The 12,912-nt window shown below is 40.6% G+C and carries 14 protein-coding genes; 8 read left to right on the top strand and 6 right to left on the bottom strand.

Going from position 1 to position 12,912, the window contains the following annotated elements:
• Nucleotides 1–26: 26 nt before the first annotated feature.
• Genes J7I90_RS06650 through J7I90_RS06635 form a run of 4 tightly spaced genes read right to left on the bottom strand, consistent with a single transcriptional unit; the run spans nucleotide 27 to nucleotide 4,727 of the window.
• Nucleotides 27–1,223 (bottom strand): YheC/YheD family endospore coat-associated protein, encoded by a 1,197-nt coding sequence (locus J7I90_RS06650; RefSeq protein WP_214769516.1) that lies wholly within the window; start codon nucleotides 1,221–1,223, stop codon nucleotides 27–29.
• Nucleotides 1,220–2,587, bottom strand: coding sequence for a YheC/YheD family endospore coat-associated protein (locus J7I90_RS27955; protein WP_214769513.1), 1,368 nt, complete (start codon nucleotides 2,585–2,587; stop codon nucleotides 1,220–1,222). Before J7I90_RS27955 ends, J7I90_RS06650 begins: the two co-directional genes overlap by 4 nt.
• A gap of 3 nt (nucleotides 2,588–2,590) precedes the next feature.
• Nucleotides 2,591–3,658, bottom strand: a complete 1,068-nt coding sequence (locus tag J7I90_RS06640; RefSeq protein WP_214769509.1) for a YheC/YheD family endospore coat-associated protein — start codon at nucleotides 3,656–3,658, stop codon at nucleotides 2,591–2,593.
• Nucleotides 3,659–3,674: 16 nt separating this feature from the next.
• Nucleotides 3,675–4,727 (bottom strand): YheC/YheD family endospore coat-associated protein, encoded by a 1,053-nt coding sequence (locus J7I90_RS06635; protein ID WP_214769506.1) that lies wholly within the window; start codon nucleotides 4,725–4,727, stop codon nucleotides 3,675–3,677.
• Between J7I90_RS06635 and J7I90_RS06630 the strand changes: the two genes are divergently transcribed.
• The 6 genes from J7I90_RS06630 (at nucleotide 4,726) to J7I90_RS06605 (ending at nucleotide 8,116) form a co-directional block, all read left to right on the top strand.
• A complete protein-coding gene (locus J7I90_RS06630; RefSeq protein ID WP_214769502.1) occupies nucleotides 4,726–4,932 on the top strand; it encodes a hypothetical protein in 207 nt (68 codons plus the stop codon). The genes J7I90_RS06635 and J7I90_RS06630 overlap by 2 nt on opposite strands.
• A gap of 373 nt (nucleotides 4,933–5,305) precedes the next feature.
• A complete protein-coding gene (locus tag J7I90_RS06625) occupies nucleotides 5,306–5,497 on the top strand; it encodes a DUF445 domain-containing protein (RefSeq protein ID WP_214769499.1) in 192 nt (63 codons plus the stop codon).
• Between the two features lie 287 nt (nucleotides 5,498–5,784).
• Nucleotides 5,785–6,231, top strand: a complete 447-nt coding sequence (locus tag J7I90_RS06620; RefSeq protein ID WP_214769496.1) for a hypothetical protein — start codon at nucleotides 5,785–5,787, stop codon at nucleotides 6,229–6,231.
• 148 nt (nucleotides 6,232–6,379) lie between these two features.
• Nucleotides 6,380–6,736 carry a YlbF/YmcA family competence regulator gene (locus tag J7I90_RS06615; RefSeq protein ID WP_034314741.1) on the top strand — a complete coding sequence of 119 codons (357 nt, stop codon included), beginning with the start codon at nucleotides 6,380–6,382 and terminating at the stop codon, nucleotides 6,734–6,736.
• A 147-nt stretch (nucleotides 6,737–6,883) separates the two neighbouring features.
• Nucleotides 6,884–7,750 carry a Cof-type HAD-IIB family hydrolase gene (locus tag J7I90_RS06610; protein WP_214769495.1) on the top strand — a complete coding sequence of 289 codons (867 nt, stop codon included), beginning with the start codon at nucleotides 6,884–6,886 and terminating at the stop codon, nucleotides 7,748–7,750.
• 117 nt (nucleotides 7,751–7,867) lie between these two features.
• Nucleotides 7,868–8,116, top strand: coding sequence for a transcriptional regulator SplA domain-containing protein (locus tag J7I90_RS06605; protein ID WP_048687464.1), 249 nt, complete (start codon nucleotides 7,868–7,870; stop codon nucleotides 8,114–8,116).
• Between the two features lie 246 nt (nucleotides 8,117–8,362).
• Here J7I90_RS06605 and J7I90_RS06600 read toward each other — a convergent pair whose 3' ends face one another.
• A complete protein-coding gene (locus J7I90_RS06600; RefSeq protein ID WP_214769493.1) occupies nucleotides 8,363–8,812 on the bottom strand; it encodes a DinB family protein in 450 nt (149 codons plus the stop codon).
• A 304-nt stretch (nucleotides 8,813–9,116) separates the two neighbouring features.
• On the opposite strand from J7I90_RS06600, the gene J7I90_RS06595 reads away from it, so the two are divergent.
• Nucleotides 9,117–9,512 (top strand): hypothetical protein, encoded by a 396-nt coding sequence (locus J7I90_RS06595; protein ID WP_214769491.1) that lies wholly within the window; start codon nucleotides 9,117–9,119, stop codon nucleotides 9,510–9,512.
• Between the two features lie 297 nt (nucleotides 9,513–9,809).
• Here J7I90_RS06595 and J7I90_RS06590 read toward each other — a convergent pair whose 3' ends face one another.
• Nucleotides 9,810–10,685 carry a dimethylarginine dimethylaminohydrolase family protein gene (locus J7I90_RS06590; protein ID WP_214769489.1) on the bottom strand — a complete coding sequence of 292 codons (876 nt, stop codon included), beginning with the start codon at nucleotides 10,683–10,685 and terminating at the stop codon, nucleotides 9,810–9,812.
• A 536-nt stretch (nucleotides 10,686–11,221) separates the two neighbouring features.
• On the opposite strand from J7I90_RS06590, the gene J7I90_RS06585 reads away from it, so the two are divergent.
• Nucleotides 11,222–12,838 carry a long-chain fatty acid--CoA ligase gene (locus tag J7I90_RS06585; protein WP_214769487.1) on the top strand — a complete coding sequence of 539 codons (1,617 nt, stop codon included), beginning with the start codon at nucleotides 11,222–11,224 and terminating at the stop codon, nucleotides 12,836–12,838.
• Nucleotides 12,839–12,912: the final 74 nt, after the last annotated feature.

Below are 12,912 nucleotides of genomic sequence, written 5' to 3'. Positions count from 1 at the left end.
ATAATGGAAAACGGCAGCTGGAGGTGTTATTTTCTTTTCAGGTTAGGAAAAGTTAATTCAATGAAAAGATTTTTTAAATGCAAAAGCCTGTTTTTTTCAATTTCTTCTTCATCGAATTGCATCGGCTTTGAGTTCACTTCGTATATGAATAGCGAACCCGATTCGTCTTCCCCTATATCAATGGAAAACTCACCGAGAAACCCGATCTTTTTTGAAAGTATCTCTCCGCATTTTTGGGCGATATTCGCTAATTTTAGATCCAGTTTTTTTGATTTAAGGTCCTGATATGGAAAAAGCTTTCCGCCTAGGGGAGTGTGGGTGGTGATTTCCTGAGTTTGCGACATCCTTACCGCTTTGCCGGTCACTTTATAAAAACCTTTTTCATAATGGACGAGAATCCGGTAATCATAACGATGTCCAAAGAGTTTTTTTGGTATGATCGCCTGTTGAGCAAGATAGCTCCTTTTTAATAAATCCCTTTTTTTGGTTTCCCAGAAGGAAGCAAAATCCGGGAAGGACTCACTATGCTTTAAGCTATTGAACAATAGGGTATCATCATCATTTTTGGCAATGGTATAAATTCCCTTCCCTTGGCTTCCTTTGCATGGCTTAAGGTATATATGCCTGTATGTCTCCAGGAAAGAATCAAGGCAACCGCTGTTTCGTAAGACCATGGTGGGCGGAAGGTGATTGGTGAGGGATCCATCTTCAGTTAATGCTTCGAACATCACATATTTATCTATAAAACAGGGGTTGAATAGAGTCATTCGGTAATCTTTAAAATGTCTGATAAGATGTTGGAATTCCTCTGACGCCTCATAGCTCCTCCAGGGGATACGGTTATAGACGATGTCAGGGAAGGGCACTTTACATTCAATCCACTTGTTTGAAATGGAGGAAAAAAGATACCCTTTCATCGACTCGGAATGAAGGGCATTTCCTGTGAATACATACGCCAATATTCCATGTTTCAATAAATATAATGATAAGTCCCGAAAAAGGGTCAGGTTTCCACCCAAACCTGATTCCTTTTTGGGATTGGAAACAGTTAAAATTCCGATGGTAAGCATCCGGTTACCCGGAAATATTGTGATTGGAATTAGAGGTTGATTCGAATGGTCCTTTTTATAGCTGATTTCTTCTTCGGCAGAGCCGGCGAAAAGTTCCGCATTCTCATGAGTGTGGTACCAATTTTCAGTGAGGATATCATAAAAAATGTTCATTGCGGCACTCTGATTGATTTCGTGATCGTCTGTTCCGTAAGATAAATGGCATAATCAAGGCTTAGCTTTCGGGTCAGCAATTCGAAATCCTTGAGTTTTGGATGGGAGAAGATGGAACGTCCAGGCTTGGAATTGGCTTCAAACATCCAAACCTGCCCTTTTTTATCCAATCCAAAATCAAATCCTATTTCTGCGATGATGCCGTCCAAGTTTTTTTCTATACTGTCACTTAAAATCAGTGCGGCTTCCGATAGCTTTCGTTCGACTTCTGTCGCCTCATCGTCATCTCCAAACAGTTCGGCAACCGTTTTGATGACACCCCCGCTTTTAATATGGGTCGTGACACTGCCGGCGCCGGCGATTTTTGCGGCAATCGCGGTCACCTGCCATTTTCCATTACTGTCCTTGTTCGTATGGACCCGGAAATCCACTGGACGTTTTTCAGATCGAATTAAAGGGATGCCCTGCTGCACGATCAGATTCTCGAGCGGGCGGTCGTGAAAAATATGTTTAACGATGGATTCCAATGTCGAAAACCGTTGCAGTTTATTTTCTTTTGCTTCGTTTGTATAGCGGCAATAGTAAACATTTTCATGCTTATCATAAAGAATTTGGTGAATCCCTAGACCAAGGCTGCCGTGAATGGGCTTTATATAAACTTGCCGGTAATGGGAAAGAAGGGTTTCCACAACGGATATGGATTGAAATGGATACGTTTCCGGCAAATAAGGCAGTGCCCGCTCATCTGCGCATAACCTTTCATTTACATCCCATTTATTGAAAAATCCGGGGTTATACCATGGTATGGTATATATTTTTTTGAATTTCTGCTTCACTTCTTTGGGTCCATCACGGTTTTCCGTCAACCGATTTGGTAGCCGGTCATAGATGACATTAGGAAAAGGAAATTCATAAATGTTCCAGTCATCTTTATCAAATACATAGCCCCTGATTGTCTCCTCATCCCAATTGATTACATTCTCTCCAAAAACAAAGGGAATACAGCCTGTGGTCTTGCTAAGCGAAAGGAGCTTTGCGAAAAATTCAGATCTCTCCCCTAAAGGTTTGTTTGAAAGACCCGTGAAGCCTGAGGAAAAGATTCCGACAAGCGGTCCGATATGGATGTTCTTGCCGTATATGAATAAATGAAGGGGGATATCGGCATGATCGAATAATAGAGATTCAGCAAGACTTTCCGATAGCACGATTGTTTGATTGACGGCCGGGTTTTGTTTGACGATGGCAGGACATGAATGTCGTCCGAAATAAATTAATTCAATCTCTGCCAAATCTCCAAGCTCTGAAGGGTAGTAGAGAACATTGCCAGGGATAGTGGCAATTTCGGCAGGATAAGTCTTTCTCACTTCCTATTCACCTGCTTTCTGAAGCTGTTCTGCTAAATACTGGCTATACTTAAACGGTGCACGATGAATATCTTTCATGGTCTCCGGCTGTAGTGCCTGAATGATTTTCCTACCTGGCTTCGAGTTAATGTCCATTATCCATATTTGGCCTTTTTTATCGATGCCTAGATCAATTCCCAACTCAAATAATCTTTCAAAGACAGCTTCGGTTTCAACGGGCAAGGTGCGAAGGATATGCTGAATCTTTTGTTCGACAGCAATCGAAATCGTTTCCGGGTTTCTTTTGTTGAAGGTATCCAATGAAATGGCTTCCCCGCCTGTGGCAAGATTTGAAGTAATTCCGTCTTTTTGTCCCGTACGAATTCCGCGGCCCCGTTCCATCCATTGATTCTTATCGTTTTTTTGAAGTAAAATCCGTAAATCGAACGGCTCATTATTTTGGGTGCAAAGTTCCAAATATGGCTGGCAAAGATAACGGTATCGATTTAATAAATGCTGCAGCCATTTGTTAAGCTGAGATTTGGAGGAGAATGGGCGGTCATATTTGGTGCCCTTTTTCGTCATGGAAACCAAAGTCCCGTCTTCAGTTTTTGAAAGGAGGTAGATTCCTGTACCGCCTGCACCGAATTCAGGTTTGATGATGATTTTATCCAGGCGTTCCAAATGTCCTATAATATCTTCAGGCGTCGTCACTTGTACGGTTTCTGGAAAAAATGCCTGTAGGTGTGGATGTTTTTTTAGGATTTGGTACACTTCCCACTTGCCAGGAAGGCCCAGTCCTAAGAAATTCGAGTTATCTTTTAACCACTCGATTTTGTGTCGTGTTTCCGTTGACTCACGAACTAAACCGTGAAAACAGCGATCATATACAAAATCAGGTAAATCAAAAGATGTGGCGATCCAAGTTTCGTTCCCGGAATCAAAACGCTCGCCCCTCACTTTTTTCAGGTCCATATCAATATTTTCCGGTGAAAATTTGCAAACTTTCATATTAAATGATTTAGCGGTTTTGGCTATTTCGGTGAAGTAGTTGTTTTCATTATCCGACGTGGCCATTAATCCTATTAACACGTGCTAGCAACTCCTTTTATGGATGGTTTTCGCGGTTAAGGGCAAGCATGAAATCTATGATTGATTTTACTGATGGACGAAAGGTTTCATAGTTGCCTTGAAATTTTTTCGAAGGTTTTGAATTCACTTCGATGATCCATGGATGGGTATCGGTATCCAGTGCTAAATCGATCCCTAGCTCACCGAATGAATCGTCAAGGTTCTCGACTAAGGCCTGTGCAGTGTTTTTAGCCAGGCGTACGAGCTTTTGATATATTCGGCTGGCGTCCTGAAGTTCAAATGCTTCTTTTAGAAAATCCGGCCCATTTTTCATCAATCCGCCTTGTGCAAGATTGGAAACAATAGTACCAGGATCCCCAATCCGGGCAACCATTGATGTAACTTTCCATTCAAGCTGTTCGTTCCGGTGAAGTAGTATGCGAAAATCAACTTTTCTCTGATCGGTTTCGAATAGGGAAATCCCTTTTTGAAGAATGAAGGATCGTTTTCTGGAAAATCTTTTTAAGGTTTCAAACAATTTTTCATCCGTATCAGCAAATTGTATATTCTGGAGATGTCCGGATTGCTCGATTTTCCATTTTCCAGCTACTTGCGTTAATCTGCAAATATTCCTGCCTTGGCTGCCTGATGTGGGTTTAAAGTAGATTACCGAATGCTTTTCTATAAATGTCAAGAAAGGTTCCATTTCGTTAAACAGCATCGTCTCTGGCAAATTTGGCAATAGCTCATTTTCTAAGATTAGCAGTTCATGTACATCATGTTTGGATAGGAACCTTCCGTTGAACATTGGAATTGACCGTTCCTCCAGTTCAGTTTTAAACACCTTGAAAGAAGGCGATTGCTCAAGTTTGCGCGAATGTATCCGGTTATAAAATACATCAGGGATGGGGAGAGGCAAGGCTTTCCAGCCACCTTGCCCTGGCAGGTAGCCTTCCACAACCCCATTTTGAAGAGACTGCAGTTTTACTAAATAGAAGGGGATGCCCTGCTGATTACAATATGATTTCATTTCCTGATAAAATTTTTCCATTTCGCCAAATGTCCCGTCTTGCAAGGGAGTCTGGTTCATGAGTGAAGCGAAGAATGGGCCTATTTTTATTGACCTTTCTTCCGCATGGTATGAGACGGAAATTGGATCGGAAAAAGCGGGTAAGGATAAAATTTGGTTCATATCATATGAAAGTTTCATTGTAGGCTGGGATGACGGGAATGGCTGGACAAGTACCGGGACGGAACGGCATCCAGCCATTATCGTTACGGGTTCTCCAAATTGAAGGTCCCATTCCTCAAATAACTTTTCTTCGATAAACAATAGCGCCTTCTTTCTAGTCTCTGCGGGATTTACCGTAATGTAAACTTTCTGTTGGTTAAGGTTCATAATAATTCCCCGTTTGCACTAAGTTTAATATCCTTTAATAATTAAATGATGGGCAAATGTGGATAACACATTCTATGATTTTTTAATTAGAAGGTGTCATCAAGCCTTTATTTCAAGCAATAAAAGGAGAAATTTCATGGGTGAGTTTTGGTAAAAATACTGTTTATGGTTGTCGTTGGTGCTGTAATAGGCGGCTTCACTAATTTATTGGCTATCAGAATGCTATTCAGACCGTATAAGCCAATCCATATTTTGGGGAGCAGCTGCCGTTGACACCAGGGGTGATTCCAAAGCGGCAGGATGAGCTAGCCGAACAATTAGGCAAATTGGTGGTCGATCATATCACACCAGAGAGCATTCACAGTAAAGTCATCAATGATGCCTCTATACAGAATATGAAAATTTTCGTCCAGGCAGAAGTAAAGAAAGCATTGTCCACACAAAAAAGTACTGCTCAATAGCTTGATCAAATGGGGATGAAGAATTCTTCATTTACGCTAGAACAGCGATTACAAACATTCATTCTTGGTAAATATGAAACATGGTCGGGAGAGAGCAGGAGCAAGAGCTTGAAAGATATCGTCCCTCCGCCACCTTCAGCAAAAAGCCCTCGACTCGATTCCTGATTTGTCACGTTTCATCGTGAAAATGGGAAAAGAATACTACGACAGCGGAAGGAAAACTTCGTCTTTAAGACATGTAGGATGATTTTTTCAAGGAACGGGGCAAGCTGATCAATTTAATTCAGATGTTCATTGGAAACGAAAAGTTAATTGATAAGATTCAGCCGGAAATCATTAAATTTTTTGAACAATCGAGAACGATTGATATATTGTCAGTGATGTTGGTGAAAGAGTGGGGAAGTCTCGAGAAATGGGATATAGAGAATATCGAGGGAATGATCGGGAGAGAAACGATAAAACAATGGATTACCGAAAAAACGGCTGAAATGCTGCCTGTCGCTTCGATCCTGAATAAACCGGTTCGAGAATTGACTGCCAATTTCTCGGACATCATCGTGGACAAGGGAGTTCCGATTTTTGTGGAAAAAGGTGCCGAGTACGTAAACAATCATTTCCAGCCGCTATTCCAAAACTGCATTTGGACGATATCGTGGAAGAACAGGTTTCAACCTTTTCGGTGTCCTGACTTGAGGAAATGGTCGTTTCCATCACTTAGAAGGAATTGTCGATGAATCACATACCTTGGGGCCATGCTTGGTGGAATCATCGGTTTATTTCAAGGTTTCGTAACTGTTTTAATAGGATGACGTGTAATTCTCAATCGGATTTGTTATAGTGGAAAAGGTGTAGGAATACAATGATTACCGGGAGGGGAAATAAATGAGTAACGTATATGATGCAGCGTATGAAATGGAAAAGGCGATTAGGGCAAGTAATGAATATGCCGATTTGCAACGCTTATATGATCTTGTGAATTCTGATGAAGCAACAAAAGGAATGTTTGAAAACTTCCGTAATCTGCAGATGTCATTGCAGCAAAAGCAAATGATGGGACAGGAGATTGCACCGGAAGAGGTTGAGCAAGCACAAAAGACGGTACAGCTTGTCCAACAAAACCCAACCATTTCACAATTGATGGAAGCTGAACAACGGATGAGCATGGTCATCGCAGACCTCAATAAAATTATCATGAAGCCGCTTGAAGATTTATATGGCTTGCCTGAACAACAGCAATAAGCAGTTGGAGACTCCCTTCTATAATGGTTGGGGGTTTTTTTGTTCCCTGAAAGCACAAGTGCAAGGGGTGTGAACCACTATTTGTTCTATTCTCGAAATTTTAGTCATAAATTTTGAAAGAGGATACTACAGATGGGGGAGATCAGCATGGTATATCGACTACTTGCGGTCAATATCGACGGGACATTGCTCCAGTCGAATGGCCGTTTAAATAAATCGACTAAAGAAGCAATAGATTATGTTCACCAAAAAGGTGTCCATGTTGCACTTGTGACGTCAAGAAACTATCACTCAGCAAAAAAAGTGGCCAAAGCCCTAAAAATAAATCCGATGATCGTTGCTCAGCAAGGAGCCTTTGTCGGAGCTTCCATGGAGAAGCCGATAATGGTAAAAAGAATATCAGAAGAACTGACTGCAGAGCTTGTGCAAATGCTTGAAAAGACCACGTGCCAAATATTGCTCATTCATGAAAAATACTCGCTGGGCAATCGGGTGAACCTCCCGGAGAATTTGCTTGGTAAATCGGTTATGTATTTGAATGACCAAAATATTTATGCTCAAAATTATGTGGATGATATCAGTGAAGAGCTTATTGACCAGCCGATGGCCCCGACAAAGATGGACATTATATTTCCAGAAAAAAATGCTCGAAATGATATGTTGAAATTGATAAAGGAAATGTTCCCTGAGGTAGATGCACTCTTACACCCAGGACATAAACTGACCATCGTTCCGAAGGGTGTATCTAAATGGAGCGGTGTATTGTATTTAGCTGACCATTTAGAGGTGAAAAGAACGGAAATCGTCTCGATTGGCGATGGATTGGATGATATGGAGATGATTGCCGGTTCTGGTCTGGGAGTTGCCATGGGCAATGCGGATGAGGAAGTACGGAAAGTGGCAAAATGGGTGACGCGCTCCAATGATCAAGATGGTGTTGCCTATATGCTTAGGGAATTTTTCCGGAAACAGCATCCGATCGAATTTTTACAAAAAATGAATATGCTTAAGTGAATGGCGGGGCTCCTTCATATAGAAGGGGCCCCATTCGGATAATGCCGCTCTTTATAAATAATTATAAGCTTCTTTCCATAAACTAAAGGAAAATCAGTAATGGAAAGGAAGAATTCTATGGGTGTAATCAATGCAAAAGAAGTGCAGGTCGGTGACGAGGTGTTTGTGATTTATAATAATCCCCATGTCCCTACCGTTTCGAATATCAGGGCAGCGGAAATTGTTCCGCACCCCAAAGATCCCAATGCAGTTGCCTTGTTCCTGAACGATACATTTCATACGATCGAGGATGATGATGCTTTGTTCACTTCGGAAGCCTCAGCAGAAAAAGCATACAGTGATTATATGGATAACCAAATGACGTAAAGAGACGTTCACTTCGAATGAACTGATGGAGGCCCTCGCTAAAAAGAGCGGGGGCTCTTATTGATTATATTTACGAGTAAAAGCATAAAATTCACGAGTATTTGCACTAAACTCACGAGTAAAAGCTTAAAACTCACGAGTATTTGCTCCAAACGTACGTGCAAACGCCAAAACTGTAATTTTTCGTCCTAATGAAAAAAACTGCCACTCCCATTTCAAGAAAAACAGGGTGACAGTTTCTTAATCTCAGTTGTTGGATTGTATGAATAGTTTCATTGCGTGAATTTGGCCTATATGATTGGTTTCGTGCAAGACCACAAAATTAATGAATTCTCCCACTGTTTCCATTCCGTTAAAAGGCTGTGCCGTTTTTTCTGTCAATCGTTCTTCCGGAATTTCAAGCAGTCGATCAAGTTGTTCATGCAACTGTTGCTTTAATACTTCAACGGAAGGTACATCTCCGGTCCAGTTGGCTGGTTTTGAACCGTATCCGAATAGCTGGCTGTAACTCTCTGGCAAATTACTATTGGAGTTCAATAAAAACTTTTCCGCTGCAGTAAGGACATGTCCAATGTGCCAATGGATTGTATTATTAAAACCTTTAGGCTGCACATCCATGAACTCTGGATTGATTCCTTCAATTTCTTTCAAAAGATTGCTGCGCATGGCTGTCAGTTGATTTTTAACATAATTCATTTTATATTCCCCTTTCAATCTTGTATTACTTATCGCTACTCATGAAAATTATAGCAAGGATATTTCAATATTATCAAATTTTAGATAAGCCTTTCCAAAAGGGGAAGGCTTTTTAATTTACAATTTATTTCATTTTAAGGGGTGTAATTGTTGAATAATAATCGGAATACATGCATTGAAGGACATATGCCCAAGGGATAAAGGTTAAAAAATAGACAAACAATCCTATTACTCTTTTGCGTGGACTAGTATAATGAAAAATATTGGATAATTAATCCATTGGGGTATAAGGGGATGACATGTAATGAAAAGGAAACCGCTCCTGGTTGGCCTTTGCTTATTATCAATAACGTTGGCTTCAGGTTGTACAACAAAGCAAGAACATATTTCCGTTCAAAAATATGAAGGTAAACACTACAAATTCGAAGCATATAAAAAAAAGATAGAAATGGGGAAAACAGAAAAAACAAAAGAAATAGTAAAGAATGCCGATTGGGAAGAATTCGCGCTGGAGAAGGATCATCCTAAGGCGGACTTCATCTTTTATTTTAATGATGAGAAAAACGAAAGTGGAATTTCCGTATATTATGTTTGGGTAAATCCTGATGAAAATATTGTAGAATTGACAAAGGATGAACATAGCCAGTATGTACAGCTAAATAGAAAGGATTCTGAAATAATATTAAGATTGCTGAATTGATGTATAGAGGAGATCCTTGATTTCAAAAAAATCTATACAAGCATTTTTTGAACTCTCATGTGCCCGACTATCAGAGTTATATAATGCAGCCAGCCTTTTTAAGGGTGGTCGCAAATTCCTTAAATCCAGAAAGAAGTCATAAAAGGGTAAAAAAAACATGAAGAATTTCCCGGTATTAATCGTGGTTCCTGTTGAGACTATTCCGAATGAAAAACTGTAACATTAAAAATTGATGATTGACAACAAAAAGGTGAAAGAAACCGGGCTTCCATAAAAGTCCGGTTTCTTTCATTCTGCTCAGGCAGAATCAGTCTTCTTCGTTGTCCTCAATAGTGGCATGGTGCAACAACGGAAAGAGCCACCGGACTTGATGATTTCGCTTATATCTACTTCAATGACTTCATATCCGCGTGCACGAAGCTGACTATTTACCTGTTTATTACATGGTAGACTGAACAATTTTTTATTCCCAATCGATAGCACGTTGGTTCCTAAAGTGAATTGTTCTTCTTTCGTCACTTCAATCATGTCATAACGTGAAGCTAATAAATCCATCTCTTTTTTTGTAAAGGACTCTGGAAAAATAAGCGCCTCTGTCGGTGAGATGATATTGAAAACACAATCTAAATGAAGGAATGTTTCAATGAAAGGAACCGCTATGACCTCGTATTCCGGTAATAAGGATTGAAGATGCTTGACGGATGTTTCATCCGTTCTTTCACTGATTCCAATATAGATGGTTTTTCCGTCAATAAGGACATCCCCGCCCTCAATATGATTTTTGAGGAGGTTGAAATATGAAATACCATTCGTTTCGAGCCAGGATTTCAATATTTGTTCTTCACCCTGCCTGATACCTGTTGCCAACTCAGCTACGTAAACGGTTTCGCCAAGAGTGAAACCGATATCTCTCGTAAAGACTTGTTCCGGATATGTAAATTGAGGCGGAAGTTTAATGACTTCAATCCCTTCATGTTCTAGAGCCTTTGTAAATTGTGCGTGCTGCTCCAAGGCAAGTGCTTGATCGATATTTTCTTCTTGAAACTCTTTTTGCGTTTCGTTAATAATCTCCCGGATCTCCATATAACGAGGTTCACAAACAATTACCCGTGATAGCTTTGAATATTCACTCGCACAATATGCTTCTAGTTCTTCGTTTATTTTATTTACCATAAATGAGCTCCCTCTAAATATAATTGTATCCTTACTATTTCCTCTTTTTTCTAGAAAGAAACATAAAAAATTGTCATGGAACAGCACCACTAAATTTAGATGGTTTAAAAAAACTTTTCAGATTCCGCTCTTAATAAATGTTTCTGCTTGATTTCAGAAATCCGCTCCCTTTTCGCCGACTGTCTGCCAATCCTCCTCGGGGCAAGCGTTGTGGGGTCTCGGCTAGCTAGTTATTCGGCAGGCGTGTGGAAAATTTAATCCATCCAATAAGGATTACAGAAAATACATGGAGAATAACCTCATCCGAAATTTTTTCGTGATGAGTCCAGCCTACGTTTTTTCTTGAATTACATTTCAGTTGATTCAGAAATCCGCTCCCTTTCAGAATCCGTTTTTTGCAGTCAATTTGATTTGAAAATATCATCAAAATAAAGTCAGATCCTAAATAATCATAAAAGGTACCTAGGGAAAAAGGATTATTTTTTTTCTGGTCGAATATATAATGAGCATGCTTTTAATATAAGGGGGAGTTTGTAATGATGGATACTCCATTGATCATGACTCAAATCATTGAGAGAGCAGAAAAATATTTTCCGAAGAAAGAGGTAGTTTCGCGTACGGATGGTGGCATTCACACATTTACATATGCTGAGATTGCTGAGCGTACAAGAAGGCTGACCAGTAATTTTGAAAAATTCGGTATTCAAACAGGTGACCGTATTGGAACGCTTGCCTGGAACCATCACCGGCATTTAGAAGCTTATTTTGCGATTCCTTGTCATGGTGCTGTCTTACATACAATCAATATGCGTTTGTCCCCTCAACATGTTTCTTATATCGTCAATAGTGCGGAGGATCGATTATTATTGATAGATCCGGATGTCATCCCCCTTTTGGAAGCAATTAAAGATGAGTTAACGACAGTGGAAGGGTATATCATTATGACGGATAAAGATGAGCTGCCTGAAACGACCCTTTCACCTATTTATCATTATGAAAAATTATTAGCCGAAGGAAATCCGAAACAGCCATTCATCCAAACCTTGGATGAAAATGCACCTGCCGGCATATGTTATACGTCCGCCACGACCGGGAACCCCAAAGGTGTGGTTTATTCGCATCGCGGCATTTTACTGCATGCGATTGCACTGGGGCTTGCCGATTCTACTGCAATAAGCGAACGTGATGTGGCCCTTCCTGTCGTACCGATGTTTCATGTGAATGCATGGGGCATGCCTTTTGCCAGTGTTTGGTTTGGAACGAAGATGGTTTTGCCAGGACCCTATTTCACCCCAAAGATTTTGGCGGAGCTTATAGAGACGGAGAAGGTTACTATCGCAGCGGGGGTACCGACGATATGGCTGGGCTTATTGAAGGAGCTGGAAGAAGGCAGCCATGATACGAGCAGCATTCGTGCTGTTTTATGCGGAGGGTCGGCTGCTCCGAAAAGCATGATTAAAACTTTTGAACAAAAGTATGGGATACCATTCCTGCATGCATATGGAATGACTGAAACAAGCCCGCTCGTATTTATATCGAAACCAAAAAGCTATCAGGTAGACCTCCCTGAAGAAGAACTTTATGAGTTGAAGGCCAAGCAGGGCCTTGTTTCGCCAATGATAGAAATTAAAGTGATCGGTAAGGATGGCGAAGTGAAGCCTGATGGAAAGGAAATGGGAGAATTGCTGATTAGGGGTCCTTGGATTGCCAATGAGTATTTTAAGGATGAGCGGTCAGGGGATACGTTTAAAGATGGCTGGCTTTATACGGGGGATGTTGTCACGATTGATGAAGAAGGATTCGTGAAAATCGTCGACCGGACAAAAGATTTGATTAAAAGCGGCGGTGAATGGATTTCATCCGTGGATATAGAGAATGCCTTAATGGCCCATGAAGGAATCTTTGAGGCGGCGGTAATTGCGGTGCCTCACGAAAAGTGGCAGGAACGGCCGATCGCTTGTGTTGTCTTGAAGGAGGCTTACAAGGGGCAAGTGTCCGAGGAAGACATCATCGAATTTTTAAAACCGCAGTTTGCAAAATGGTGGCTGCCGGATGAAGTGGTCTTTTTGGATGAAATCCCGAAAACCGGCGTTGGGAAGTTTTTGAAAAGGGCATTGCGTGATCAGCTTCAGGATAAATATATCAATAAATAACGGCATTATTTGTTTAATTATAACTTTTCACCCTATTCTGAAAACGATTGATGAATATATAATAGATTCATAGA

It is taken from the genome of Bacillus sp. ISL-57 (assembly GCF_018613135.1).
Taxonomy (GTDB): Bacteria; Bacillota; Bacilli; order Bacillales; family DSM-1321; genus Peribacillus; species Peribacillus frigoritolerans.
This window is presented reverse-complemented; position numbering and strand designations above follow the sequence as displayed.